The following is a 26356-nucleotide window of genomic DNA, read 5'->3' as shown; positions in this document are numbered from 1 at the left end:
GAACCCCTGCCATGCCGTCGCCCTGGCCGGGCATAGGATCGGCGGCATGGCGACGAGGCTTGTGCAGATTCACATGAAAGCCGGGGACGACTCCGCGGTCGGCCGGTTCTGGGCGGAGGCGCTCGGCTGGGGTATCTCCAGCGAGGGGCCCGGCGTGACCAACCTCGAACCGGAAGGCTTCGTCTATCCCGACCCCACCGCGATCTGCATCGACGTCGTCCGCGACCCGAATCCCAAAACGGTGAAGAACCGCGTGCACGTCGACCTCGCCACCACCTCCGCGGCCCACCAGGCCGACCTCGTCGCACGCCTCCAGGCTCTCGGCGCGACGCCCGCCGACCTGGGCCAGGGCGACGTCCCGTGGACGGTCCTCGCCGACCCGGAAGGCAACGAGTTCTGCGTGCTGGAGCCTCGAACGATCTACCGGGACACCGGCCCGATGGCCGCGGTGGTGGTCGACTGCGCCGATCCTCGGGTCATGGCCCGGTTCTGGGGCGAGGCGATGGACTGGATCCTGCACGAGGTGACCGACGACCAGGCGGTGCTGCGCTCGGCCAAGGGCGTCGGGCCGTATCTGGAGTTCCTCCGTACGCCCGGCGTGAAGACCGTGCGGAACCGCGTGCATCTGGACCTGCGGCCGTACCCCGGTGACGACCACGCGGCGGAGACGGCGCGGCTGCGGGCGCTCGGCGCCACCGACGTCAACATCGGCCAGGGCGACGTGCCGTGGACGGTCCTCGCCGACCCGGAGGGCAACGAGTTCTGCGTCCTCACCCCGCTCTGACGCGGAGTTCGCGAGAGCGCTCGAAAAACCACTTGAGCGTTCTTTCCGCGTTCCCGTAGGTTGCCTGCGGCCCCGTCGTCGTGAGGACAGAGGACAGACCGCGTGACCCCGCCTGCTCTTTAGACCTGACACCTTCTTCCGCTCACCTTCAGGCCGGCCTTCCCGTCGGCTCCGCCGGGCTGCCCATGCGCGCCCGGTCATGAAGCGTTTGAGGCCGCGCGCAATCGGCCTCGTGTCAGGTCTAGAGAGCTCATGTCTTCACAACCTCATATCCTGCTGCCCTGGGTCGTTCGCCGGACCAGGCTGCCGCTGCTGTCGTTGCGGTGCGTGGACTGCCGGTCGGAGTCGGCCACCACCGGCGAGGGCAGGTTCCGCGTCAACGCCAACGGCAAACTGCTGGACGTGTGGCTGCTGGTCCGCTGCGTGTCCTGCGATCGGACGAGCAAGCTCACCGTGCACGAGCGAGCGCCGGTCAGGTCCTTGGATCCGGCCGAACTCCACGGCTACCGCGTCAACGATCCGGAACTGGTGGCGTCCCGGCTGCTGGATCCGCTGCTCGCCCGGCGCAACCGCTTCACCCTGGACTGGACGGGGGCCTGGCGGCTGGACACCCCGCCGGCATGGCTCGACGAGGCGTATCCGGTCCAGGTGGAGGTCCTCTTCGAGGATCCGGTTCCGGTACGCCCGGAACGGCTCATCGCGGAAGGGCTCGGCCTCAGCAGGAACGAGGTCCTGCGCCGGATCAAGTGCGACATTCCGCTGCGCCGTACGACGAGCACCGGATTCACCTTCACCGTGATGGCCGGGGTGTAGCCACGGCGTCGCTGAATTCCGGGGTCCGCATGATGGCCAGGCTGTCCGGCTCGTCGAAGACGTAGGTGCGGGCGTTCGGGGCCACCGGTGACCAGTCCGCGGCCTCTCCGGTCGCGGTCCGCGCCGTCTGGAAGACCAGAGCGGGCCCCGGATACGGCCGCGGGTCGTAGTTCTCCTGGGCGAAGGCGGTCGCCGCGGTCACCGCCGCGTGCCAGAAGAAGTCCTCGGGCTTCACCCCGTCGAGCCAGAAGGTCTGCTCGAAGGCGTCGAGCACGTCCGAACGGTTCGCGTCCAGGTCCAGGTCGCCGAACATGAGCTGCACGTAGGCGAGCCGTTCGAGGTAGAGGTCCGACAGGCCGATTCCGGCTGGGCGCTGCCGGATGCCCGGCCGGATCGAGTTCAACCCGGCGTCCAGCGAGAACGCGGAGGGCATCAGGGCGAGTACGGCCACCTCCTCACCCGCCTGGGTGAGCCGGTGCGCCATCTCGAACGCCACATGACTGCCCATGCAGAACCCGCCGATCGAGTACGGGCCGTGCCGCTGCACCCGGCGCATCTGCGCGACGTACTGGTCGGCGATCTCGACCATCGACAACGGGGGCCGCGTCCGGTCGCGTAGCCCGATCGCCTCGATCCCGTACACCGGCCGTCCGCGCCGGAAACGGTCCACGGCCCGTTCGATGAAGCGCACCTGCCCGAGACCGGTGTGGACGAAGAACAGGGGGAGGCCGGTGCCGGCGGCCAGCGGGACCAGGGTGTGGACCTCGGACGACCATACCGACGTGCTCTCGGCCCACAGGTCGGCGAAGGCGGGATATTCCCCGGCCGCGCCGATGACCTGTTCCCGCAGAGCCTCCGCCAGCAACGGTACGGTCGGGGACCGGAGCAGGTCGCGCACGCTGACCGGGAAGCCGGACTGCTGCAGCTGGACCACCAGAGTGACCAACGCGTCCACGCCGCCACGGCCGGCCAGGAAATCGTCGCTCGCCCCGGGCGAGATCTGTCGCCATCGAGCACGCAGGTACTCGTCCATGGTCGATCGTCCTCTCGTCACACCGATGCCGGGCTGGGTTCCCGCCGGACGGCCCGGATCGGGCGGGCCAACGGGAGCAGCAGATGAATGACGCCGTGCAGGATGGTGATCGCGACGACGGTCGCCGAGGTCCCGGCCGCGGCGGCGACGGCCCCGACCGCCAGGTAGCCGAGCGGGGCGAAGAACACCGAACCCATCCAGTCGTAGGAGCTGATCCGCGAGAGGAACGCGGGATCGACGTTCTCCTGCAGAGCCGACTCCCAGAGCGTGTCCGCCGCGAGCAGCCCCACGGTCGCCACGACCGACGCGAGCACCAACGCCACCACGCCGAGCCCGGCGCTCAGTCCCAGCAGGAACGGCAGGTCGAGCAGGAGCAGGGCGCAGGCCAGGGCGACCGGCCGGCGCGGCCGCCAGCGCAGGAGCAGGACGCCGCCGAGGATGGCGCCGGCGCTGCGTGCCGTCAGCACCGCGGCCCATCCGCTCGCGCCGACGTCGTCCTGCGTGACCAGAGGGCCGATGACGAAGACCACCGGCAGCACGGTGGCCTGGTAGATGGCGAACGACCCGACCATCAGCCAGACCCAGGTCGTGCGACGGAACACCGACCACCCGGCGGCCAGTTCCCGCAGGAATGACGCGCGTGCGGACGGCGCGGACAGTTTCGGCAGCCCGGACACCGCCGCCGCGGACACCAGGAACGTCACCGCGTTCGCGAGCAGCGCCCACTCCGGTCGCAGCGCGGCCGCGAAACCGGCGGCGGCCGGCGGGCCCAGCACCGACGCCGTGTTCATGGCCGTACGCAGGACGGCGTTCGCCCGTTGCAGGCCGTCCGGCGGCACCAACTGCGGGAGTACGCCGATGAGGGCGGGTACGGCGAGGGCGTTGGCGCAGCCGTACAGGATCTGGAGGATCACCAGCAGGGGCAGCTGCCGGGTTCCGCCGTGCCACAGCAGCAGGGCGGTCGCGACCTGGGTGGCCGCCATCAGCAGATCACCGAGGATCAGTACGCCCCGGCGGTCGAGGCGGTCACTGATCACCCCTCCGGCCAGGAGGAACACCGTCTTGGGCAGGATCGCCGCGCCGAGCACCACCCCGAGGGAGGCGGCGCCCGCGCCGTGCCAGAGCAGCGCCACCGGCAGGGCGACCGCTGCCATCTGATTGCCGAACGCCGACACCGACGAGCCGAGCACGTACCGGCGCACGTAGCGGCCCATGCGTGGCTGCGTGAGGTCAGGCATCCGGGCCTCGCAGCGCCTTCAGCCAGCCCTCGTCGGCCACGGGTTTCCCCTGGTCGTCGACGAAGGCGAAGGTCGTGTGGAGGTAGTCGGCGAGGTCCAGGAAGCGGTCCCAGAGTTCGCGATGGTCGTCGCCGGTCAGCCAGAGCGTCGCCACCGCGTCGTCGGTGCCGCGTTGCCAGGAGCACGGTTCGCCTTCGCCGCGTACCTGATCGACAGCCAATACGCCGGGGCGGCGGCTCAGGATCCGGCGGTCCGGAGCGCGGCTGATCCGCCGCGCGGCCTGGGGCGCCGGGAACAGCAGGACGGCCACACACCGCCGCCACGCGATCGTCAGCCGCTCTGCTTCGGGCGAGCCGGCCGCGACGTCGAGGGCGAGCCGGGCCACGTCGAGATCGGCCCCGTACGCGGCCGCGCGGGCGACGAAACCGCCCAGACGCCCGTTGACCTCGATGATCTCGTCTCGGTCAGGGCCGGGCTTGATCTCGACGTGGTAGCTGCCAGGGCCGGCCGGCAGCACGTCGAGCGCGTCGTTCGCCGTGGCCACCAACCGGGCCACCGTGGCCTCCGGCAGCGACGTCGGCCACATCAGTCCGGTCTCCCGGCAGGGTACGGCCGGCGGCGCGCGGTCGGTGACGAACGCCAGCCGTGGTGCCGTACCGGTGGCGGGCCTGATCACTTCGACGGACACGTAGTCGGCCAACCGGGGCGTCTCCCGGGGGAATCCCGCGATGAACTCCTCGGCGAACAGCCGCAGCGTGCCGTCGCGGTGACCGAGCGCGGACGTGAACTCGTCGACGTCCTCCGGCGAGCGCAGCAACCAGGTGTGGGCGCTGGCGACCCCGTTGACCGGTTTGACCACCACGCCCGAGCTCCAGTGGGCCAGCAGCGTCCGTGCCTGTTCCGGGTCTTCGAGCACGGTCGACCGGACCCGGGAAACTCCCGCCGCGACCAGGCGCCGGCGCTGCTCGTCCTTGTGGTGCCACAGTTCGTGGCCGCCGGTGGGCCGCAGACGGCGTCGGATCCGCGCGGCCAGGGGGCAGAGCCGATCGGTGAACGTGGTCACCGCCGTGGCCCCGGCATCCGCGATCGCGGCCGCGCTGCCATCGACGTCGGCGAAATCGGCGTACAGGGTGGGCGCCAGGGCCTCGGCGACCAGCCGGAGCCGATCGGCGTCGGGGCCTTCCGCGCCTTCGTCGAGGACGAAAAGGACCGGCAGTGTGTCCCGGGCGGCTGTGACGATCTCCACCGGCGTCAGGGATCCCCGCTCCGCGATCAGGACGGCCAGCGGGCGTTTCATCGTCATGGCCGGACCAGGGCCCGGCGGTCGATCTTGCCGGCGGTCGTCCTCGGCAACGCGGCCACCAGTTCGATGCGCGCGGGACGCATGACCGCGGGCAGCCGTTCGGCCAGCCAGAGCCGCAGGCTGCGGACGTCCAGCCCGGCATCCGGGCGAGGACGGACGACGACGTACGCGGTGAGGTGTGTCCGTCCCGGGTTGTCCAGGGCGCTGACCACGACCACCGCCTCGGACACGCTCTCGTGCGTTTCCAGCGTCCGTTCGATCTCGCCCAGCTCGATGCGGTGCCCACGCAGCTTGACCTGGCCGTCGTCGCGCCCCAGGAACTCGATGCGGCCGTCCGCGCGGTACCGTCCGCGATCCCCGGTGTGGTAGCAGAGCCGGGTGCCGGTGTCGGTCCGCCGGGGCCGGAAACGTTCCGCCGTCAGTTCGGGCTGGTTCAGGTAGCCCAGGGCCAGGCCGTCGCCGTACAGGAGGATCTCGCCCTCCGGGCCTAGACCGGACAGGCACATTCCGCTGCCCGGCAGAGCGGTGCCGAGGGTCACGTCGTCAGGGGAGGACACCAGGTGGGCCGAGGCCCAGATGGTCGCTTCGGTAGGGCCGTACACGTTCCAGAGCCGACGGCCGCGTGGGCGCAGCTGCGCGGCCAGGGCGGCGGTCATCTCCTCGCCGCCGCACCAGAGGTCGCTGCCCGGCGCGCCGGGCCAGCCGGCGGCGACCGCCAGCCGCCAGAAGCTCGGGGTCGCCTGCAGGACGTCGGGCGCGTGGCGGCGCACCACCGCCGCGAAGATCTCGGGGTCGAGGCGCGTCCCGTCCGGGGCCGCGACGACGGTGCCGCCGACGGTCAACGGCAGCAGCATCTCCGCGATCGAGATGTCGAACGACAGCGCGGTCATCGCCAGCATGCTCTGGCCCGCCCGCAGGCCCGGCACGGCGGCCAGGCCGGTGAGCCGGTCGGCCAGCGCCTGATGCGAGACCATCACGCCTTTCGGGCTCCCGGTCGAGCCGGAGGTGTAGAGCACGTAGGCGACCTCGTCGTACCTGGCCGCGTCCGGTTCGAGCACGACGTCGAGCTGCCCGGGAGCGGCCGGGCGCAGTGTCGCCGCAGGCCGGGCGTCCGCCAGCATGGCCGCCCGGTGCCGGGGCGGACTGTCCTGGTTGAGCGGCAGCAGCGCACACCGCGAGCGGGCTGCGGCCAGGAAGGCCAGGGCGCCCAGGGCCGGATCCTCCGCGTCGAGGGCGACCAGACTGCCGGGGGAGAGGGCGTCCTCCAGCCGGGCCGCGAGATCGGCCGCGCGGGCCCGGAGCTCGCCGTAGGTGACGATTCCGTCGTCGGAGCGGATCGCCTGGCGGTCCGGGTGCCGTACGGCGTGGGTCTCGAATGCCGTCCAGACGCCGGGGAGGTTCACGAGACGCCGTCCACCAGTTCGTGCACCCCGACCGGGGTGGGACGGCGGATGATGTCGATCATGCGCAGCGTCACCCCCGTGCGCTCCTGGATCCGGGCGATCAGCGTCAGCAGCAGGAACGAGCTGCCGCCGACCTCGAAGAAGCTCTCGTCGGCCGCGATCTCGTCGGTCTCCAGGATCTCGGCCATCAGGGTGGCCACCTCGGACTCGGTCATTCGCTCCTCCTCGGATCGGGCCCGCGCGCGAGCCACTCGGTGTTCCCGGCGTCGAGCACGCCCCCGAGCAGCGGCTCGAACGTGGCCCCCCTCGACGCCTTGGGCGTTCGTGCGGCCGTCCCCGCGCGAATGGTGTTCAGGCCGTTCTCCCGGGCGTACGCGTACGGCCGGTGGAAGATCAGGTCGAGGTAGAGCGCCAGCCGCGCCGGGTCGTCGGACGGGGGCAGGCCGATCTCGTGCAGTTCGAGGCTGTCCCGCCACACCAGTGCCGTGAGCACGCCGTGCTGGGATCCGGCCCGCGCGTCGAACACGATCACCCGCACCCCCGCACAGTCCGCCCACTGCGCGTACCGCATGCGCACGAACTCGGGGTCGTCGAGCTGACCCAGCCGGAGATTGTGCTCGGCGATCAGCCCGGCCGCCCGCGGGGCGGCGGCCTGCCACGGCACGACGGACGCGGTGGTCACCGCCTGCTCGATGATCCGCCGGTCCCGGCGCAGCACGCCGCGGACCCGGGCCGGTGTGCCCTCGGTCCGGAGCACGTCGTGGAAACGGGCCTCGTGCTCGAGCACACCCCACCGGATGCGGCCGCCGGTGGCGGCGTCGAGGATTCGGCGGGCGCGGGCGTAGACGTACGGGAAGATCAGGCAGCGGTCCGATTCCACGGCGATCCTGGCCACCTCGCGCAGGCAGTCCCGGGCCAGGGCGGCATCGTCGGGAAGGTGCAGGGCCGTCCGGCGGTCGTACACGCCTCCCACGAGCAGACACCGGTCGGGTGCGACCTCGGCGGGGGACAGGTCGGGGATCGGCCAGCCGGCCGGGGCGTACGCGGGATCCGGCCACGAACGACCGCTCGGCCAGTAGACCGGCAGCAGCGCGGCCAGGCCCGTGAACCCGCGTCCGGCCGATTCCGCCGCCACGTAGCGGTGCCGCCAACGACCGTCCGTCTCGACACTGAGCAGCCGGGCCCGGGTGCCGGCGGCCCCCGCGCTGGGGTCGAACGCGGCAGGCTCCAGGTCGGGCAGCTCCGACAGCCCGGTGCCGATCCGGAACCGAGTGAGCCCCGCCCAGCTCATCGGCTCGGCAGCGGCTCGGTCGTCCGGTCGTCGGCCGCCGGCAGGCCCAGTCCCTCGTGCAGCCACGCCATGAAGCGTTCGTAGTGGACCGCTCGGGAGAGCAGGACCTCGGCGCCGTCCGCGGCCAGACTCATCCTGCCCACCTCGTCGACGGCGATCCGCGCCGTCTCGAACGTGACGAAGCCCCGCCCCAGGGCGACGCTGAGCGCGAGAGGGTCATGCTGGAACGACGGCTTCGGGATCGCGAACCAGGCCCGGAACTGCTCACTGACCAGATGCGACCAGCTGCCGGGGCCCGCGCCGGCGAGCCCGGTGCACAGCGGCGAGCCGGGCTCGACCCGCATGGGCGCCTGGTAGGTCAGATCCGCGACGACCAGGGTCGGGCGGGTCACTTCGGCCAGTACGGTACGAGTCGCCCGGGGATCACCGCCGAAGTTGAACTCGGGCCGGGACGGATCACGTCCCAGGGCCCCGCCCATCTGCGTCACGACGAGCCGTTCGACCAGGTCGGGTCGGTGCTCACAGAGGGCGGCCAGGTTCGACAGGAACCCGAGACCGACCCACCGCACGGGCCCGGCGCTCCGCTCGGTCACGGCGGCCACCGCCTCGGCCACCTCGATCGTCTGCCGTGCCACGTCCGGGTCGATCAGGTCTTGTACGCACAGACCCGGCCCGGTCGGAGCGATCTGCGCACCCGCGGCCACCACGACGTCGGAACGCCCGAGCCGATCGAGGAGTTGCCGGGCGAACCGGGCCCGCAGGCCGTCGCGCTCGTCCGAGGTCACGACCAGGGCCAGCGCCGGCTCCGTGCGCGCGGCGATCACCAGCGCGACGGTGTCGTCCGGGTCGTCGCCGATGTCCGTGTCGATGATGAGCGGCGTGCTGCCCGCTGGCTCGGGTACGGCAGTGGACACGTGGATCCTCCTTGGCAGAGGTTCATGCGCTGTGGCGGGCCAGAAGCTCCTCGGCGATTCGATGACTCGTCAGGACACGCTCCGCGGCGATCTCGCACTCCGCCGGGCGGCCCAGGCATGCCAGCACGTGATCGATCATGCCGACGAAACCCCGGCGTTCGAGCAGCGAGTCCCACATCCCGAAGGCCACGGTGCTGTGCCGGCCCTCGACGAAAAGCGACGTCTGGTCGAGGTCCGTCACCTCGGCCAGGCGTTCGGACCCGTGCAGCACCAGGGACTCACGGTCGACGCCGACGTGACGGGCCATCACGAACTGGGCGTGGGCCGTCGGGCCGGCCAGGGTTCCCAGCGCGTGCGACAGCCGCCCGTGGCCGTCCGTGACCACGGTCGAGCTGACGATCTCGACCGGGTCACCGAGCAGCCAGCACAGCAGGTCCAGGGAGTGCAGCAGGTCGTTGAAGACCATCAACCGCAGCGGCAGGTGGTTGTACTCGGTGCGGTGCCGGGTGGTCGTGACGATCACCGGATCCGGAACGGCGGCCCGCGCGGCGCGAACATGCTGGGCGAAGCGCCGGTTCACCCCGACCGCGAGCAGCAGACCCCTCGCCGCGGCATGATCCGCCAGTGCCTTCGCCTCGGCCCAGTTGTCCGCCAGCGGCTTGTCCACGTAGACGTCGATGCCGGCGTCGAGGCAGCGTGTCACGACCTCGGTGTGGGATTCGGTGGAGGTGTGGACGAACATCACATCGGGACGTAACGCCAGCAGATCGTCAAGCCTGGGATAGAGTCCCTGGATCCGGTACTGCCGGCCGTAGTGCTCCACTGCTTCCGGCCTCAGGTCCGAGATGCCCACGATCTCGACCCGGGGATCGGCGCTCAGCAACGGCAGGTACGCGATCCGGGCGATGTATCCCAGACCGACGATGCCCACCCGAATCATGCCGTGCCTCCGTCAGGCCACCGGTCCGTGCGGCCGGTTGACGACGTGGCCGCCGAATTCCTCCCGCAGCGCCGACAGGACCTGTCCGCCGAAGGACGTCTCCTGGCGGGAGCGTAAACGGGTCAGCAGGGCGGCGGTCATCGCCGGGGCCGGGACGTTCCGGTCGATCGCCTCCAGCACCGCCCAGCGGCCCGTCCCCAGATCCTCGACGTAGTCGGAGTACTTGGACAGTTCCGGGTCGGCGTCGAGCTTGTTGGCGAGCAGGTCGAGCAGCCGGGACTGGACGAGGCTGTTGTGCCGCCACAGCTCGGCGATGGCGGGCAGGTCCAGGTCGTACTGGCTGGCCCTCAGCACTTCGAAGCCTTCGGCGTACGCTTCGAGCAGCCCGTATTCGATGCCGTTGTGGATCATTTTCACGTAGTGGCCGGCACCGGAGGGGCCGACGTACTCGCATCCGCCCTCGGCGGCGATGCTCCGCAGGACCGGCATCATCTCCGCCGCCAGTTCGGGCTCGCCGCCGACCATCAGGCAGTATCCCTCCGCCCGGCCGAGCAGCCCCGACGACGTGCCGACGTCGAGGAACCGCAGGCCCTTCTCCCGAAACCGGGCGGCCCGCGCGACCGACTCGTGGAAGTTGGTGTTTCCGCCGTCCATCAGGAGATCTCCCGGTTCGAGAGCCTCCTCGAGGTAGTCGGTGACCGCCCGCGTCGGGGCGCCGGCCGGCAGCATCGTCCACACCGCTCTCGGCGCCGGCAGGGCGGTGATCAGTGCCGCGAGGTCCTCGGCCGGTTCCAGACCGTCAGCCGCCAGACCGGCCATCGCCGTTTCGTCCAGGTCGTGGCCCACCACCCGATGACCGTCCCGCAACCAGTGCCGCGCGATCCCGGCCCCCATCCGACCGAGCCCCACCAGTCCGATGTCCATTGCACCCTCCCCGACGTGTACTCCCGTCCCGGTGAAATGTCGCGTTCCGCACGTTATCAAACGCCCCACTAATATGGGATATTCACAAATCCGGAAATCGGAGGCACAATGTCGAGCGTCTCGGCGCACCCGGCCGGCGGAACCGATAGCCGCGCTCTCATCTTCGATTTCGACGGGGTGATCGTCGACACCGAGTCGGCTGTGGTGGCCGGGTGGCGGGCCGAGTGTGTCGATCTCGGCGTTCCTTTCGACGAGGAAGCGTTCGTGGCCACCCTCGGAACGCCGAGTCTGCGGCCCGAGCGGGTGGCGGCGGTACTCGGGGCGGCCGGTGGCGATCCGCTGGCGGCGATCGACCGGATCCGTTCCCGGGTGCGGGCCCTGGCCCTGGACCTGCCGGTCCTGCCGGGAGTACGAGAGCTGCTTGAGCAGGCGCGGGCTGCCGGAGTGCGCACCGCGGTGGCCTCAAGCGCCAACCGGGAATGGGTGACCGGGCATCTGGAGCGGGTCGGGCTGCTGTCCGCGTTCGCCGCGGTGTTCTGCCGCGACGATGTCGCGGCCGGTAAACCGGCGCCGGACCTCTACCTGGCCGCGCTGGCGAGCCTGCGGTCGCCGGCGCCCGCGGCCGTCGCGATCGAGGACACCGCCACCGGCGTAACCGCCGCCCAGGCGGCCGGCCTGCGCTGCGTGGCGGTCCCCGGGCCGCTCACCATCGGACATGATCTGGCCGTCGCCGACCTGATTCTGCCGTCACTGGCCGGGGTCGGGCTCGACGACCTGTTCGCCCTTCACCTCAGGGCCGGCACGCTGTAGCGCAGTGATCGGCGGCCCGTGTCCAGCACGGCCGGGACGCCTAGGGGGACGGTGAGCTGGCGGGGGCCGTGCCCGACGTCGAATCCGGCCAGGATCGGAATGCCCAGCGGGCCGAGACGCTCGCGCAGGATCGTGTCCGGATCCGGGCCGCAGTTCCGCCACCGCCCCGCCACCACCGCGACGGCGCCGTCGAACCACCCGGAGCGCAGCATCTGGGTGAACAGCCGGTCGAGCCGGTGAGCTTCCTTGTTGACGTCCTCCAGCACGACGACGCAGCCTGCCGCCGACCCGGCCTCGGGACTGCCCAGCAGGGCTGCCAGCAGGTTGAGGTTGCCGCCGACGACCGGGCCGGCGGCCTGTCCTGGCACCAGTTCGGTGGCGTCCGGGCAGTGCAGGTGCCGCGTCTCCTCCGGGGACATCAGCGTACGGATCAGCTGCTGGGCCCATCGGTCGCCGAGGCGGTCGGTGCCCAGTGCCGTACCGGCCACCATCGGTCCGTAGAGGCCGACGGCCCCCGTGTGCTCGGCGAGCCAGCGGTGCAGGACCGTCGCGTCGCTCGAGCCGACCAGCGGCTTCGGCGCGGCGGCGGCGAACTGCTCCGGATCGAGGTGGTCCAGCACGCGCAACGCGCCGTACCCGCCGCGAGCGCAGAGCACCGCGCGGACCCGCTCGTCGCACCAGGCGGCGGTGAGGTCGGCGGCCCGCTCCTGGTCGGTGCCGGCGAAGAGGCCGTGCCGCGCGAGAACGTGCTCGCCGGTGACCACGTCCAGGCCGGCGGCGCAAAGGCGGGCACACCCGTACGCCAGCCGTTCCGGCGAGACCGGTCCGCTGGGCGCGACCACGGCCACGCGGTCTCCCGGCCGCAGCCTGGGCGGACGGGCAATCGGGGTCATCTCAGTCAAGCGTCCGAGTCTACGAGTGCGTCGGGGCGTACGCACGCCGGCCTATTGCCACGGCGCGATCCATTACACGGAAAGGCTCGATATACCATCGATATACCGGTGTTTGTTAATTTGAAATACAGGAGGACCGCATAGCTCCGCGACCGAGGAGGTAAATCGCGCATGGAATCGCGTCGGGCTCTCCCACTACTATCGGCTGTGGCCGTCGCGGTGCCACGGTAGATAACCGGTCGGCCGCACTCGCGCATGAATCACGGTCCTGCGCCACGTCGATGACGAGACCACGGTGCACCTTCACCTGGAGCCGGGACCCGGCCGGTAGAAGCGTGAATGGGCCCAGATTCAAGGCTTCCCCGCGCAGGAACCACCTTTGAAATAGACCCCTGATCCGATGCCATTCTCTTGGTGATTCCCGCGTGAAGTCAGCGCTGCAACCACTATTTGGACTAAGTCTGAATCGGAGGCCGGGATGTCCGACTCATCCATCGACGCACGAAAGTCAACGCCACCTGGCGATGCCGCCGGCAATAAAATCAGAGTGTCGCTTCACGTCGAACATCCTCTCATGGTCGAAGGCATTAAGAATGCACTTCGCAAATACCCCGACATAGACGTCGCAGATATCCACACCAAAGTCTCCGACGTGCTTCCGGCCGTCACCGCCGGTGTCGACGTCGCGGTCATCTTCGCGGGCTCGGACATGATGGCCAAATCCGGCGCTGGAGACCAGCCGCTCGCCCCGATCGTCGCCATCGGGGACACCATGGGGGTGCAGTTCGTCCTGATGGCGATTCGCAGTGGAATCCGGGCCTTCGTCAGCGACCGGTCCGTCGATCAGGAGCTCGGCCAGGCGGTGCAGAATGTCGCCGCCGGTGAGTCCTTCCTGTCGCCCAGTCTCGCCGGCCCGTTACTGGACTGGGTGGCCACCCAGATCACCACCGATCCCGCACGCATTCTGGAGGCGACGAAGGTGCTCACGAAGCGGGAGCAGGAGGTGCTCGCGCTGCTGGGGATGTGCCACACGAACGCGGAGATCGCCGAGCACCTGGTGATATCGGAGGCGACGGTCCGATCGCACGCGTACAACATCCTGTCCAAGCTCGGCCTGCGTAGTCGCAGCGAGGCCGTACTGCTCGGTTATCAGTTCCGGTTGAGCATGATCCCGGAGCAGACCTTTCGCCAACGCCCCGGCGTTTAGCGTCACAGGCTCAGCGCTTTGGCCAGCCGGACGACTCCCTCGTCGATCTGGGGCGGATTGAGGGAACTGCAGGACAGCCGCAGCCGGAATTCGCCGTCGTCGCCGAGGTAGAACGCGCGCATCGGGGTCCACAGCACCCCGAATTCGCGAGCCGAGCGGTACAGCAGGGCGTCGTCCGCGGGAATCGGCAGGGTCATCTGGACGAAGAAGCCGCCCGCCGGTTCATTCCAGCGCACTCCGGCCGCGTTGCCCTCCGGAGGACCGATGTGCAGGCGCAGGGCGGCCAGGAGGTGCCGGAGGTTTCCGCGGTAGAGCTCGCCCTTGGCGCGTCCCAGCTCGGCGATCGACCCGCCGTGCTCCAGGAGCAGGCCGCCGGCCACGGCCTGGGCGATCGGAGCGGTGTTGATCGTGAGGGCGGCCTTGGCGGTGGCGAGGTGTTCCGCCAGGGTCGTGCCCGTGTCCGTACGCTGGTCGGCGATCAGGTAACCGGTCCGCGCGCCGGGGACGGCGATCTTGGCGAAGCTGCCCACCTGCACCACGCGGCCCACGTCGTCCAGCGCCTTCATCGACGGCGGGGCGGAGCCGGGCGCGGCGGTGAACCGGTAGGCCGTGTCCTCGATGATCAGTAGATCCAGCCGGTCGGCCTCCGCCAGCAGGGCCTTGCGGCGTTCGAGGGAGAGCTGGGTTCCTGACGGGTTCGCGAAGTCCGGGCAGAGGTAGAGGGTGCGAATCCGCCGTCCGGCCTTGAGCGTGCGCTGGTACAGCTCGCGCAGGTCCGCCGGATCCGGTCCGGCTCCGTCGTCCCCGAGGCCGACGACCGGCAGGCCGAGCAGCCGGGCGGCGCCGAGGAGCCCCGGATAGGTCGGCTCGACGACGGCCACCGCGTCCGTCGCCGCCTCGTGCAGCACGCGCAACAGCAGGAAGATGGCCTCCTGCGCGCCGACGGTGAGCAGCACGGCGTCAGGCCCCACGTCGATCCGCTCGTCCCGGCGCACCGCCTCGGCCACGAGATCGTTCACCAGTCCGCGGCTGGGGCCGTACTGGTAGAGGCGGCTGCGGACGCCGTCCGGGCTCAGTCCGTTCTCGCGCAGGTACGCGGCGTACCTGTCCACGCATCGGCCCACGTCGACGCCCTCGAACAGGCTCTCGTGGGGGGCGCCTGGCGCGAACGAGATCGCCTCGGGGAATCTGGCCATGATCTCGTTGAGGAAGACCATGGAGAGCAGCCGGTCGTCGAAGACCGAGCCGTGCAGGCGCTCGGCGGGGATCGCGTAGCGGCTCACCGGTGCCGTCTCACCCATGCCATCTCCAAGCGTTCGAGGACGTCCTGGCTGTACATCCGCTGGACCTGCTCCACCGCGAACGCCGCGAGGTACCGCTGGAACAGCGTGTCCGGCTCCTCGGCCAGGCGGAGCATCCGGCGGTTGCTCACGACCGCGGCACTGTCCAGGCGGCCGGCCGCTTCGGCCACCGCGGCCTCCATCGCGTCGGCCGGCATCACCGAGTCGCACCACAGGCGCGCACGGGGATCGTCCGCCGGGATCCTGTCCCCGCCCAGCAGCAGCTGGCGCGCCAACCGGCCTCCCACCAGTCTGGGCAGCCGCAGGTTGGCCGCTCCCGGGACGATCCCCTCCTGTACGGCAGGCAGGCTGAAGTAGCTGTCATCACAGGCCACCACATGATCGAAGACGAGCAGCAACTGCATCCCGCCGCCGATCGCGAAGCTGTCGACCGCCGCCACCCACGGCTTCTCCACCGGCCGGCCGGCGATCGTCCCGCCACGGAAGATCTTGTTGATGTAGCCGACCTCGCGTCCCAGCACGAAACCGACGTACGAGATCTGCCCGTTGTACAGGTGGGTCAGGTTCATTCCGGAGTTGAAGACGCGGCGGTCCCGGTAGCGGGGATGGGTCATGGCGCCCCCGCGTACGACGCCGACGTGCACGGCGTCGTCCAGGAGCACGAGGTCGACCGCGGTCTCCATGTCCTGACCGAGCTGGTCGTCCTCCGCGTTGAGATACCGCGTGTTGTGCACGGTCAGGTACCCGACGCCGTCCCGGCGGAGCAGGTGGACCGTCTCCAGGCCCGCCTCCCCGGTGCGCCGGAAGTCGTCGAGCAGCCGCAGCGCGTGCTCCGTGGGGGCCTGCTGGGCCGCGAGCAGATGCGCACCCGCCCGGGGCAGTCGCAGGATCTCGCCGAGGAAGATCCCCTGGTCTATCTCCCGTCCTTCCTTGCGGGACTGGGTACGGCTCCGCTCCTCGGTGATCTGTGCCGGTGTGGGCACCAGGCCGGGGTATCGCTCGGCCGTCACGCCCAGCAGGTCGTCGAGCGTCCGGTGAATCCGCAGGTCGTCGGTGAGTTCCCGGTAGACGCGCTCGGCGTGCCGGCGGAGGAACCGCGTACGGGCCCGCCGGTTCACCCGGTGTGCCTCCGCGGCCCGGGCACGGGCGTCGGGGTCCCGCTCTTCCGGCGGCGGCAGCGCGGCCAGGGCCTCCTCGCCCGCGCCGATCTCGCCCGCGAGCTGTACGGCCAAGCCCTCGACACCGACGGCGGTCACGACAGATCTCCGACGCCGACCGGCACTCCCGCGCGGCGAAGGACACGGTCGCAGGCCGCCAGATGCGCTCCCAGCGCGTCGTCCACGCTGAGCGCCGGCGCGTCCAGGAGCAGCCGCCGGCGAAGCGCGAGGTCGTCCCCGTCCGCCGCCGTCATGCCGGCGAGCAGCTCGTTCGCGCGCCGGAGAGCCGCATCCCGGTCGGGGGCCACCTCGTCCAGCAGCCCCCAGTCGACCGCCTGCCCGGCGGGGAGCGAGGTGGGCCACAGGACCAGGCGACGGGCGCGGGCGACCCCGAGCTGGCAGGCCAGGCGATGGAGCGCCACCCCCGGCCACGAGGCGCGGCCGGTCACGGCCTGGAAACGGAAATCCGGGGTGCCGATCCGGTAGTCCGTCACGAGCAGCACCTCTGCCGCGGGCCCGGAGCAGGTTTCCGCGGCCACGGCGATCAACGGCATCGAAGCGCGCTCCAGCCGGCGGAGGGTGCGTTCCCACCGGCTGACCTCGTACACGTCGGTCCGCCCCGGCCATGTGCCCTCGCCGGCCGGATGCAGGTCGAGGATCACCCCGTGGCCTTCGTCGGCCAGACGGGCGGCCTGGTCGAGGTCGTCGAGCAGCTTCCCGCTCAGGCCCTCGGAGCTTCCGATCCGCACCACCCTCGTTTCTCCCCTCACCATCGGATGAGCCCGGTCTCGATGGTCGAGCCGGGCCCCATCGCCATCAGGACGCCGTAGTCGCCCGGCTGCGCCACGTCCTCTTCGAGGAGCCGCTCGTAGGAGAAGAGGAAGGATCCGCTGGACAGGTTGCCGAAGTCGCGCAGCACTCCACTCGTGTGGCGCAGGTCATGCCGGGTCAGGCCAAGATTGATCTTGACCGCGTCGATCACCTTCCGGCCGCCCGAGTGCACCACCCAGTGCGCCACGTCCCTGCGGCCCAGGCCCGCGCGCGCCAGCAGTTTGTCGACCACCCGCTCGGCGTGGGCTCCCACCACGTAGGGGATGTCGCGGTCGAGATAGAAGCTGAACTTGCCGTGGCCGGAGTCCCAGTCGTAACGCATCGCGGACAGGGAGTCGGGGATCAGGTAGCTGGCGTACCCCAGGATCTCCGGCCCCGCGGCCCGCCGCGCCTGCTCCGGTTCGTCCCGGATCACCGCCAGGGCCGCCGCGCCGTCGCCGAAGAGGCTGTTCACCACGGCCGAGCGCATCGTCGAGTCGAAGACGTACGCCGCGGAGCAGACCTCCACGCAGAGCAGGAGCGCGAGTTCGCCCGGATGCTGCTCGGCCCAGCCCGTCACCGCCGGCAGGGCGCTGAGACCCGCGTTGCACCCCATGCCGACCACGTCCAGCCGGCCGCAGTCCCAGGACAGTTCCAGCTCCCGGCAGAGCAGCGCGCTCAACCCCGGGGTCACCCAGCCGGTCGACGACACACTGCACAGGAAGCGGACGTCGGACAGGTCCCGGCCGGCGCGCTTGAGACAGGTACGTACGGCCTGCGCGCCCATCGCGACACCGTCGGCACGATGCTTGTCGAGCAACTCGCCCTGCGACTCGACCACCGGCGCGCCGTCAGGTCCGGCGTCGGGCAGGTGGAGGTACCGGCGTTCGATCCCGCCGTTGAGGAAGACACCGCGGACCCGGGGAGCGGTGATGCCGAAATGGTCGAGTAGCTCGGTCTGGGTGTAGGAGTTGGGCTGAGTCGCCGTGCCGACGCCGACGATACGCGTTCCGCGCGTGGCCATGTCCCTCCCTCGGAACCCGAAGTACAACTATAGTTATAAGACATGACAACAAAAGTTACCATGGAGCGGCGAGGGCATGTGGCGTACGTCACAATCCAGCGGCCGGAGGTCAGCAACGCCCTCGATCTTGAGGCGCACCGCGAGCTGTGCGGGATCTGGGATGAGTTCGAGGCGGACGACGATCTCTGGGTGGGCGTGCTGACCGGCGCCGGCGAGCGCGTCTTCTGCGCCGGTCAGGACCTCAAGGAGCTCGCCGCCCGGAACCGGCGGGGGGTCGCGCCCTCCAGCCTCGGCAGCGGAGGGATCTCGGGATCGCCCCGGCTGACCGAGCGGTTCCGGCTGTCCAAGCCCTTGGTCGCGCGCGTGAACGGCCACGCGGTGGGCGGCGGGTTCGAGCTGGTGCTCGCGTGCGATGTCGCGATCGCCGTCGACACGGCCACCTTCGCGCTGCCGGAGGCCCGGCTGGGCCTGATCGCGGGTGCGGGCGGCGTGTTACGGCTCCCGCGCCAGGTGCCGTTGAAGACCGCGATGGGCCATCTGCTCACGGGACGCCCGATGTCCGCGTCGCGCGCGTACCAGCTCGGGCTCGTCAACGAGGTGGTGTCCCGCGATGAGCTGGACGACTGTGTGGACGGCTGGGTTCGCGATCTGCTGCGCTGCTCCCCGGTCGCCGTCCGGGCCGCCAAGGAGATCGTCCACCGTTCCGCGCACCTGGCGCTGGAGGAGGCGTTCACCCTGGGTTACGGGTGGGAGGAGCGCCGCCGTACCAGCCCGGACGCCGTCGAGGGGCCGGCCGCGTTCGCCGAGGGACGGCGGCCGCGGTGGCACAGCCCGGCGCGCTAGCGGATCTCGCCGGGCGCGGGTGGCGGCGGCTGCCTGAGGTGGTAGCCCTGCCCGACGTCGTACGCCTCCCGCATCCATCCGGCGAACTCGTCGTCGAGCTGGTCGGGGCGGGTGATGCGGAAGGCGTGCACGAAGAGCCGCTTGGTGTACGGCGAGGCGTTCGTGATCCGCGGGTCCTCGACGACGCGCTGGAGATCCATGTATCCGCGCAGCCCACGGGCGTCGGGCCTGGCTCCGGCGAAACCGCGACGGATGCCCTTGAGAGTGATCATGCCCTTGGAGATGGCGTACGTGAAGGGCCCGCAGGCCTTCGCGAGGTCGATGAACTGGTGATACAGGGCAACGAATTCTTCCGGCTTGTCGGTCAGATGATCGTCGATCGTCCAGATTCGCTCGCTCATGGGCCGGACGATAGCCGAAAGGGTGACGGGGGTCACCCCGAAGAGTGTTCGGTCCCGGGGGGCCTGAAGGTCCTTTCGCTCGGCCAATGATTACACTAAAGTAAAGTCGGCGATGACTAAAGTAATCGCCCGCGGAACTCGGCCGACGAGAGGTGTTGCCCGTGGTCAGAAGCGAGAGTCGCTCCCTCGTGCGCCCAGCCCCCGCCTGGCCGCACCGGACCGCCGAGGGGCACCACCTGCTGGATCTCGCCGGACACCGGAACAACGTGGGCGCCACCGCGCCGGACCACCTCGGCGCCGGGGCCTTCAACATCTGGGGCAACTCGTTCCCCGCCGGCGAACTGCCCTCCGGGCGGCCCGTTCTGGTGGACGGAGTGCCGTTCGACCTTCCCGTGTGCGGCGCCGCCGCGCCCGACAACGTCCGCGCCGACGGCCAGTTCATCGAGGTGGCCCCCGCGCGCTATGACTGGCTGTACGTGCTGGCGGCGGCCGAGCGCCGGGTCGAGGACGAGATCGCCTTCCACTTCACGGACGGCTCGGTGGACTTCGAGCCGCTCCGGCTGTCCGACTTCTGGGCGGCGCCCGCGGTGTTCGGAGAGTCCGCGGCGGTGGTGACGGAGGTGATGCACTACCCGCTCCATGTGCAGGCCGACGTGCCGGCGATGCTGTGGTGCCAGCGAGTGCCGGTGACCCGCCGCGCGGTCCTGCGCGCCGCCCGGCTGCCCCGCAACCCGGCGGTCCACGTGTTCGCCGCGACCCTGCGGGAAGCGGGCCTGGACATGGCCGGGGTGGCCGACCTGGAAAGCGCAGAGGGATAGGACGGATGCGCACCCGACGATCGATCGACCAGTGGTATCGGGACCCGGTCAGCTGCCTGCAGTCGACCGTCGCCGCCCTCCTGCTCGCCGATGGCCAGGACCCCCTCGAGGTGCTCGGGCTCGCCTGGGAGTTCCGGTACCTGCCGGGAGACGTACGGCCCGAGGAGTTCTACTGGCCCTGCCGGGTGCCGGGCGACCCCGTCGCCAGCCTGCTGCCGTACCACCCGGCCCGGTCCCGGTGGCGGACCACCGCGGTCGCCGATCCGCTGGCGGAGCTGCGGGAGGCGCTGGCGGAGGGACGGCTGCCCGTGGTGGCGGTCGACAACTACCATCTGCCGTTCCGGCCCGCTCTCAACGACGTGCATTCGGCCCATCTGATCGTGGTCTACGACATCGACCAGGACGGGGGCACGGTCCTGGTCAGCGACGCGATGCCTCCGGCGTACGACGGGGAGCTGCCCGTCGCGGACCTGTTGCGGGCCTGGACCTCGGCGAATCCCCGGGAACAGGAAGCGTTCTTCTCCGGCGCCGAGATCCAGGGCCGATGGCTGGACGTGAGCCTGGGCGGGCCGTACCCGGCGCTCGGGCCGGAGCGGCTGGCCGAGGCGCTCCGGGCCGATGCCGCCGGATTCGACGACTCCGCGGCGTGCCATTCCGGTCTGGCGGGGCTGAAGCGCTTCGCCGGCGCCCTGGTGGAGGCCGCGGAAGCCGGGAACGCCCGGCTGGTCGAGGAAGCGTACACCTTCGGATGGGGGATGCAGGCCCAGGCCGCGCTGCACGGCGAGCTGCTCCGTCGCTGCGGGAACGCCTGGCGCGTGCCGTCACTCGCCGAAGCCGGCCGGAGGGTGGAGCGCACGGCCCACCTCTGGACACCGGTCCGCGTCACCGCCGCCCACGGCCGGGGCGCGCCTCGTGACTGCGCGCGGGATCTGCGCCACCACACCGAGCGGCTTGAGGCGGGCTACCGGGCGGCCCTGATCGCCATCGACGACGCCGTGGCGGAGCTGTGACGGCGCCGTCCCGGCGTGGCGGCAGCGCCGCCGCGGCACCTCGGGCGGACGGCGGTCTCTCAACTTCCCACAGGAGGAAGGTGCACCCTTGAGCCTGCTAGGACTCCGGCTCGACCGGCTGCCCCAGGAACAGCGTGGCAGATTCTTCGACCTGCTCCGGACCGACTGGCGGGACCGGCCGATTCATCTGGGCGGGACCGGCCGGGCACGGGTGACACCGCTCCAGGCGGCCTTGCTGCGCGAACCGCCCGCGACCACCGGATTCGCGGTGCGCCTCACCGGCCCTCTGGACACGGCGGCCCTGGCGGCGGCCTGGCGGGGGCTGATCGCCCGGCAGCAGGCGCTGCGCATGTCCGTGCGGGGCGGGCCAGTCCTGTGGGTGAGCCCGCCGCCGACGGCCACGCTGCCGGTCGAGGAGGTGCCCGGCGACGAACTGCCCGCGCTGCTCGCCGGGCTCGCCGGGACGCGGTTCGATCCGGCCGACGCCCAGCCGTGGTCGTGCCGGCTGCTCCGCGTCGCGCCCGATCAGCATGTGCTGGCCTTCGCGGCCAGCTCGGTCGTCATCGACCGCGGTTCGCTCGAACTCCTGCTGGGCGAACTCTTCGACCTGTACCGGGCAGCCGACCTGCCTGAGCCGAGCCTGACCTTCGGCGATGTGGCCAACTGGTCGGCGGCGCGCTTCGACCGGGACCGCGACGGGCTGCGGAGCCGATGGCGGGAGCGGCTCTCCGGCTTGACGCCGACGGCCCCGCAGGCCACTCAGCAGACGGGCGACCCGGCCCACGCCAGCCAGTACGCCGAACTCTCCCCGGAGACCGTGGATGCGGTCGAGCGAGCCGCGGAGGAATGGGGCACCCGCCCGTCCAGCGTGTACCTGGCAGCCTGTTACGAGCTGTTGCGCCGCTACTGCGGCCAGTCCGAGCTCGTGATCGGCGTCCCGTCCACCGGCCGCAGGACCCCGGACCTGCGGGCGATCGCCGGTTGCTTCGACGACGTGCACCCGGTACCGCTCAGGGGCGGCGGCGGTCTCACGTTCCGGCAGCTCGTGGGGCATGTGGACACCGCCGTGCGCGACGCGCTCGACGATGCCGCGCTGCCCTCGCCGGAACTAGCCGCGATGCTCGGCGAGCCGATCCGCGTGGTGTGCGACACCTCGCCGGCGCCGCGTCTCGGCGAGCTGCCCGGTCTCACGGCCGAGTGGCTGCCCGGCGGCGACTCGCCACCGGCCCACGACCTGGTGCTGAGGATTCCCGGCGACGGCGAGCTGTCCGCCGGCTACCGGGCCGCGTCGTTCGACCCCGGTTCGATGGACGACCTGCTCCGCCACTACGCCCACCTGCTGGCCGGCCTGCTCGCGAGTGACGGCCCTGCCGAGCGGGTCGCGCTGCTCCCGGGCGAGGAGGCCGCCGACCTGGCGGCGCGGTGGCAGGGGCGGTACCGGCCGGTGCCGCCCACCACCCTGCACGGCTGGTTCGCCGCCCAGGCGGCCCGCACCCCGGACGCGGTCGCGGTCACGGCCGGAGACGGGCGGCTCACGTACGCGGAGCTGGACGCGCGGGCCAACCGCTTCGCCCACGTGCTGCGTGACCACGGTGTCACCGGCGGGGATCTGGTGGCGGTCTGCGTCGCTCGCGGGCTCGACCAGGTCACCGCGGTGCTCGCGGCGCTGAAGGCCGGCGCCGCGTTCCTGCCGATGGATCCGTCGCATCCGCCCCACCGCCTCTCCCACCTCGTCGAGGACGCCCGGCCGACGCTGCTCGTGGCCGGGCGGGAGGCGCTGGACGACCTGGCCGCGGCCCCGGGTCGGCTCGCGCTGGAGGACCTGATACGGCAGGCCGACGAAATGCCCGCGCACGCGCCGGCGGTCACCGGCGGGGACCTCGCGTACGTCATGTACACCTCCGGCAGCACCGGCACCCCCAAGGGAGTGCTGGTCAGCCACACCGCGGTCGTCAACTTCACCCTGGCCGTCGCCGAGCTGTTCGACCTCTCACCCGCGGACAGGATCCTCGGCTACGCCTCCGTCACCTTCGACGTCTCGATCTTCGAGACCTTCGGCGCGCTCCTCACCGGCGGCCGCCTGTGCGTCGTCCTGGACAACGAACGCCTCGACATCGACCGCCTGCAGGCGCTGCTGGAGCGGTCGGGGATCACCGTCACCGATCTCCCGCCCCCGGTGATGGCCCTGCTGGAGCCGGAACGCCTGCCCGGCCTGCGCATCGCCTTCGTCGGCGGCGAGGCGTTCACGGGAGAGCTCGTCAACCGCTGGCGCACCGGGCGGCGGTTCTTCAACGGGTACGGTCCGACCGAGTGCACCGTGACCATGGTCGTCCACGAATGCGACCTGGCGGCCGAGGCGTCGCCCCCGATCGGCCTGCCGATCGCCAACCACGTCGCGCACGTCCTCGACGAGAGGCTTCGCCCGGTGCCGTACGAGGTGCCGGGGGAGCTCGTGATCGGCGGTCTGGGGCTCGCGGACGGCTACCTGAACCGGCCGGGGCTCACGGCGGAACGGTTCGTCCCCGACCCCTTCGGCAGCGCCCCGACCGGCCGCCTCTACCGCACGGGCGACCTGGTACGGCGTCGCCGGGACGGAACGCTGGTGTTCATGGGCCGGATCGACCGGCAGCTCAAGATCCGCGGTGTCCGCATCGAGCCGGCCGAGATCGAGGTGGCGCTGGAGGGGCATCCGGCGGTGGCGCAGGCGGTGGTGGACGTCTGGACCGACCCCGTGGGCCAACGGCATCTCGTGGCGTACGTCGGGCGTCGCGCCGCGCACGACGCGACGGACGGCGACCTGCGGGAGTTCCTGGCGGCCCGGTTGCCCGCGGCGCTGGTGCCGGACTTCGTCGTCCTGCTCGACGAGCTGCCGCTCACCTCGGCGGGGAAGGTGGATCGGGCGGCGCTGCCGTACCCCGAGATTCGATCCACCGGGACGCGGACGCGGGCGCTGTCGAAGACCGAGCACGTGCTCGCGGAGGAGTTGCTCAAGCCGGTGCTCGGGATCGCCGACATCGGTGTGGACGCCAACTTCTTCGCCATCGGCGGCAGCAGCCTCCAGGCGGCCCAGCTGATCTCCGCCATCCGCAGGCGGTTCGGCGTGGAGGCGGGGGTGGCCGACTTCTTCCGCGACCCCACGGTCGCCGGGCTGGCCGCGCTCGTGGACACCCAGCTCGCCGCGCGGCTGGATGACGAGGATCTCCTGGATCTGCTTGAGGGGATGTCCGAGGAGGAGGCCGAGCGGATCCTCTCGCGCGGCTTACAGGAGGGAACGACCTGATGGACTTCGGTTCTACCGGCCGGGAAGCCGAGCTCCTCGAAGCGACCCACGCGGCGCTGAGGGACCCCGCGGTCCAGGCGGCGTACGAGGCCCTCCGCCAGGGACGCGGGGAGCCGGACGCCCGAGCGCTCTACCGGGAGCTGGGGCGGCACCGCCTGCTGGCCCCCGGCTGGCCGGCCGTGTACGGCGGGCGCGACGCCGGCCACACCGAGAGCGCCACCGTGATCTCCGTGCTGGTACGCGCCGGGATGCCGGACACGCTGCACGTGCTGAGCGTCCAGATCGTCGGCCAGTTCCTCCTCACCGCCGGCACCGAGGAGCAGCGGCTGCGGCACCTGCCGGCGCTGGCCGCGGGGGAGCGGTTCGCGACGGTGCTCTACACCGAGCCGGAGGCCGGTTCGGATCTGGCCTCCCTCGTGGGCTCCGCCGACCCCGACGGCGACGGCTACCGGCTCACCGGGGTCAAGGTCTTCGGGCTCAAGAGCGGCCAGAGCGATCTGGCGCTGTGCGCGATGCGGACCGGGCGGGGAGCCAGCAAGTACGAGGGGATCAGCCTGTTCCTCGTCGACCTGGACGCCCCCGGCGTCAGCCGTGCCACCCTGCCCACCCTGGGAGACGAGCAGTTCGACCGGGTCGAGTTCGACGGGGTGAAGGTGGGATCCGACGCCCTCGTCGGCAGCGAGGGGCAGGGATGGGAACTGCTCAACCGCTGCCTCGCGATCGAGCGCACCGGACTGGACTACTCGCTCAAGGCGCAACGCTGGTACGCGGCCACGCTGGCCGGCCTGACCGCGTCCTCCGCGGACGACGCCCTGCTGGCCGAGATCGGGCGTCACGGCGCCCGGGTCGCCGCCGGAACCCTGCTCACCTACCACATGCTCAGCCGGCTGGACGCGGGCGTGGTGGACGAGGCCGCGGCCGCCATGGCCAAACACCACACCAGCGAGACGGCCCAGGCCGTCGCCGTGTGGTCGAGCCAGGTGCACGGACCGGGGTACGGCGGCCGCGATCTCGGCGACCCGGAGGCGGCGCTGCTCGAATCGGCCTATCGGGAGGCTCCCGGCCTGCGGCTTTCCGCGGGAACCTCCGAGATCATGCTCCAGATCGTGTCGGGTGCGACCGCCGCGCTCGGCCACAGCGGGGAGGACCTGGCGTGGACCTGACACCTGACCCCCTGCGCGAGCGGTTGCGGCGGAGCGTACGCGACGCGCTCGCCACTCCCGGCATCGACACGGACGAGGCCGTGTCGGCGCTGTTGCACGCCCTCTCCGCCGCACTGATGGAGCTGCCGGTGGCCGCGGGCGGCTTCGACCTCGGCCTGACCGCCGGGGTGGTGTTCGAGGCCGAGCTCGGCCGGCGGGCGCTGCCGGACCGGTACCTGGGCCTGGGGCTGGTCGCCGACGCGCTCGGCGTCCAGGCCGATCCGGACGGACCCGCCGGGCACGTGGCGGCCGGACGGGACCCCGTGGTGGTGGGCGCGCTCCAGCCGTACGCGGCGGCGCGTGCCGTACCGGCGGGGTGGTTGCTGAGCGGACGGGCGCCGCTGCCCGGGCCCGTCGCGGGCGCGTACGCGTGCGTTCCCGTCCGTTCCGGCACGGAGACCCTGCTCGCCCTCCTCGCCCCCGGCCTGGTCGCCGACCGTACTGCCGCGGCGCCGGGCGGCGGGTACGGCCTCACCCTGGACGGGCTCACCGTCCCGGGCAGCGCGATGATCGCGAGCCTGGGGGAGGGCTCCCCGCTCTCCGACCCGGACGGACTCCTGCTCCGGCTCCGGGTACGGCAGGCGGCGTACCTGGCCGGCCTCGCCGCGGGCGCGCACGCGCTCGCCGTACGGCACGCCGGCGGCAGGCGGCAGTTCGGCCGCCCCATCCTGGACAACCAGGGGGTGAGCTTCCCTCTCGCCCAGATCGCGATCACCAACCAGGCGGCCCTGCTGATGGTGGAACGGGCCGCCTGGCTGGCGGACACCGGGCAGGCCGATCCGCTGGCCGCCGTCCACGCGCTGGGGCTCGCCGTGGACGCGGCGCTCACCGCCGCCACGGCCGCCCTCCAGGTCCACGGCGCGATCGGCCTGGTCACCAGCCGGGCGCCGCACCGGTACTACACGACGGTCCGTACCGCCGCCGTGCTGCTGGGTCCGCCCGCCGAGCTGTGGCGGG

At 71.5% G+C, this 26356-nt stretch carries 25 protein-coding genes; 10 read left to right on the top strand and 15 right to left on the bottom strand.

Annotation, left to right across the window (positions count from 1 at the left end):
* Window positions 1-46: 46 nt before the first annotated feature.
* Both Aph01nite_RS30575 and Aph01nite_RS30570 read left to right on the top strand, forming a co-directional pair.
* Window positions 47-784 carry a VOC family protein gene (locus Aph01nite_RS30575; RefSeq protein WP_204044502.1) on the top strand — a complete coding sequence of 246 codons (738 nt, stop codon included), beginning with the start codon at window positions 47-49 and terminating at the stop codon, window positions 782-784.
* Window positions 785-1036: 252 nt separating this feature from the next.
* Window positions 1037-1597: a DUF1062 domain-containing protein gene (locus Aph01nite_RS30570; protein WP_204044501.1), complete on the top strand. Its 561-nt coding sequence runs from the start codon at window positions 1037-1039 to the stop codon at window positions 1595-1597.
* Here the strand turns inward: Aph01nite_RS30570 and Aph01nite_RS30565 are convergent.
* Genes Aph01nite_RS30565 through gnd form a run of 9 tightly spaced genes read right to left on the bottom strand, consistent with a single transcriptional unit; the run spans window position 1575 to window position 10643 of the window.
* Complete coding sequence (locus Aph01nite_RS30565) at window positions 1575-2630, bottom strand: thioesterase domain-containing protein (RefSeq protein WP_204044500.1); 1056 nt, start codon at window positions 2628-2630, stop codon at window positions 1575-1577. The two genes, Aph01nite_RS30570 and Aph01nite_RS30565, sit on opposite strands and share 23 nt — an antisense overlap.
* Before the next feature lie 17 nt (window positions 2631-2647).
* Window positions 2648-3868: an MFS transporter gene (locus Aph01nite_RS30560; protein WP_204044499.1), complete on the bottom strand. Its 1221-nt coding sequence runs from the start codon at window positions 3866-3868 to the stop codon at window positions 2648-2650.
* On the bottom strand, window positions 3861-5171 hold the full coding sequence (locus Aph01nite_RS30555) for an ATP-grasp domain-containing protein (protein WP_204044498.1): 1311 nt from the start codon (window positions 5169-5171) through the stop codon (window positions 3861-3863). The genes Aph01nite_RS30560 and Aph01nite_RS30555 overlap by 8 nt, the downstream gene beginning before the upstream one ends.
* Window positions 5168-6574 carry an amino acid adenylation domain-containing protein gene (locus Aph01nite_RS30550; RefSeq protein WP_204044497.1) on the bottom strand — a complete coding sequence of 469 codons (1407 nt, stop codon included), beginning with the start codon at window positions 6572-6574 and terminating at the stop codon, window positions 5168-5170. Before Aph01nite_RS30550 ends, Aph01nite_RS30555 begins: the two co-directional genes overlap by 4 nt.
* Entirely contained in the window at window positions 6571-6789 is a 219-nt protein-coding gene (locus Aph01nite_RS30545) for a phosphopantetheine-binding protein (RefSeq protein WP_204044496.1), read from the bottom strand. The genes Aph01nite_RS30550 and Aph01nite_RS30545 overlap by 4 nt, the downstream gene beginning before the upstream one ends.
* Entirely contained in the window at window positions 6786-7865 is a 1080-nt protein-coding gene (locus Aph01nite_RS30540) for a hypothetical protein (protein WP_204044495.1), read from the bottom strand. The genes Aph01nite_RS30545 and Aph01nite_RS30540 overlap by 4 nt, the downstream gene beginning before the upstream one ends.
* A complete protein-coding gene (locus tag Aph01nite_RS30535; RefSeq protein WP_204044494.1) occupies window positions 7862-8779 on the bottom strand; it encodes a nucleoside hydrolase in 918 nt (305 codons plus the stop codon). The genes Aph01nite_RS30540 and Aph01nite_RS30535 overlap by 4 nt, the downstream gene beginning before the upstream one ends.
* 22 nt (window positions 8780-8801) lie before the next feature.
* On the bottom strand, window positions 8802-9719 hold the full coding sequence (locus Aph01nite_RS30530; RefSeq protein ID WP_204044493.1) for a Gfo/Idh/MocA family protein: 918 nt from the start codon (window positions 9717-9719) through the stop codon (window positions 8802-8804).
* 12 nt (window positions 9720-9731) lie between these two features.
* On the bottom strand, window positions 9732-10643 hold the full coding sequence (gnd, locus tag Aph01nite_RS30525; RefSeq protein WP_204044492.1) for a phosphogluconate dehydrogenase (NAD(+)-dependent, decarboxylating): 912 nt from the start codon (window positions 10641-10643) through the stop codon (window positions 9732-9734).
* Between the two features lie 108 nt (window positions 10644-10751).
* Between gnd and Aph01nite_RS30520 the strand changes: the two genes are divergently transcribed.
* Window positions 10752-11453: an HAD family hydrolase gene (locus Aph01nite_RS30520; protein ID WP_204044491.1), complete on the top strand. Its 702-nt coding sequence runs from the start codon at window positions 10752-10754 to the stop codon at window positions 11451-11453.
* On the opposite strand, the gene Aph01nite_RS30515 is transcribed toward Aph01nite_RS30520, so the two are convergent.
* A complete protein-coding gene (locus tag Aph01nite_RS30515; RefSeq protein WP_204044519.1) occupies window positions 11429-12346 on the bottom strand; it encodes a S66 peptidase family protein in 918 nt (305 codons plus the stop codon). The genes Aph01nite_RS30520 and Aph01nite_RS30515 overlap by 25 nt on opposite strands.
* A gap of 574 nt (window positions 12347-12920) precedes the next feature.
* Here Aph01nite_RS30515 and Aph01nite_RS30510 point away from each other — a divergent pair.
* Window positions 12921-13553, top strand: a complete 633-nt coding sequence (locus Aph01nite_RS30510; RefSeq protein ID WP_204044490.1) for a helix-turn-helix transcriptional regulator — start codon at window positions 12921-12923, stop codon at window positions 13551-13553.
* Between the two features lie 2 nt (window positions 13554-13555).
* Here the strand turns inward: Aph01nite_RS30510 and Aph01nite_RS30505 are convergent, their stop codons facing one another.
* The 4 genes from Aph01nite_RS30505 to dpgA are packed head-to-tail and all read right to left on the bottom strand — an operon-like array spanning window position 13556 to window position 17845.
* Window positions 13556-14854, bottom strand: a complete 1299-nt coding sequence (locus tag Aph01nite_RS30505) for an aminotransferase-like domain-containing protein (RefSeq protein ID WP_204044489.1) — start codon at window positions 14852-14854, stop codon at window positions 13556-13558.
* On the bottom strand, window positions 14833-16110 hold the full coding sequence (locus Aph01nite_RS30500; protein ID WP_239162102.1) for an enoyl-CoA hydratase/isomerase family protein: 1278 nt from the start codon (window positions 16108-16110) through the stop codon (window positions 14833-14835). The genes Aph01nite_RS30505 and Aph01nite_RS30500 overlap by 22 nt, the downstream gene beginning before the upstream one ends.
* Complete coding sequence (gene dpgB / locus Aph01nite_RS41735) at window positions 16107-16760, bottom strand: enoyl-CoA-hydratase DpgB (RefSeq protein WP_239162101.1); 654 nt, start codon at window positions 16758-16760, stop codon at window positions 16107-16109. Before dpgB ends, Aph01nite_RS30500 begins: the two co-directional genes overlap by 4 nt.
* Before the next feature lie 17 nt (window positions 16761-16777).
* Window positions 16778-17845, bottom strand: coding sequence for a 3,5-dihydroxyphenylacetyl-CoA synthase DpgA (gene dpgA, locus Aph01nite_RS30495; RefSeq protein WP_204044487.1), 1068 nt, complete (start codon window positions 17843-17845; stop codon window positions 16778-16780).
* A 42-nt stretch (window positions 17846-17887) separates the two neighbouring features.
* On the opposite strand from dpgA, the gene dpgD reads away from it, so the two are divergent.
* Window positions 17888-18688, top strand: coding sequence for an enoyl-CoA-hydratase DpgD (dpgD, locus tag Aph01nite_RS30490; protein ID WP_204044486.1), 801 nt, complete (start codon window positions 17888-17890; stop codon window positions 18686-18688).
* On the opposite strand, the gene Aph01nite_RS30485 is transcribed toward dpgD, so the two are convergent.
* Window positions 18685-19089, bottom strand: coding sequence for a DUF5655 domain-containing protein (locus Aph01nite_RS30485; protein ID WP_204044485.1), 405 nt, complete (start codon window positions 19087-19089; stop codon window positions 18685-18687). The two genes, dpgD and Aph01nite_RS30485, sit on opposite strands and share 4 nt — an antisense overlap.
* 161 nt (window positions 19090-19250) lie before the next feature.
* Between Aph01nite_RS30485 and Aph01nite_RS30480 the strand changes: the two genes are divergently transcribed.
* From Aph01nite_RS30480 to Aph01nite_RS30460, 5 genes are all read left to right on the top strand, one after another.
* The gene (locus tag Aph01nite_RS30480; protein ID WP_204044484.1) at window positions 19251-19907 is read left to right on the top strand and encodes a beta-sandwich domain-containing protein; all 657 of its coding nucleotides are present in this window, start codon (window positions 19251-19253) and stop codon (window positions 19905-19907) included.
* A gap of 5 nt (window positions 19908-19912) precedes the next feature.
* A complete protein-coding gene (locus Aph01nite_RS30475; RefSeq protein WP_204044483.1) occupies window positions 19913-20917 on the top strand; it encodes a BtrH N-terminal domain-containing protein in 1005 nt (334 codons plus the stop codon).
* An 88-nt stretch (window positions 20918-21005) separates the two neighbouring features.
* Complete coding sequence (locus Aph01nite_RS30470) at window positions 21006-24197, top strand: non-ribosomal peptide synthetase (protein WP_204044482.1); 3192 nt, start codon at window positions 21006-21008, stop codon at window positions 24195-24197.
* Window positions 24197-25360 carry an acyl-CoA dehydrogenase family protein gene (locus tag Aph01nite_RS30465; RefSeq protein ID WP_204044481.1) on the top strand — a complete coding sequence of 388 codons (1164 nt, stop codon included), beginning with the start codon at window positions 24197-24199 and terminating at the stop codon, window positions 25358-25360. Before Aph01nite_RS30470 ends, Aph01nite_RS30465 begins: the two co-directional genes overlap by 1 nt.
* Window positions 25351-26356, top strand: a 1006-nt coding sequence (locus tag Aph01nite_RS30460) for an acyl-CoA dehydrogenase family protein (protein ID WP_204044480.1), incomplete at its 3' end; no start/stop codon positions are given. The genes Aph01nite_RS30465 and Aph01nite_RS30460, both read left to right, overlap by 10 nt.

Source organism: Acrocarpospora phusangensis (assembly GCF_016862995.1).
Taxonomy (GTDB): domain Bacteria; phylum Actinomycetota; class Actinomycetes; order Streptosporangiales; family Streptosporangiaceae; genus Acrocarpospora; species Acrocarpospora phusangensis.
Note: the sequence above shows the minus strand (reverse complement) of the source record. Positions and strands in the feature narration are given on the sequence as shown.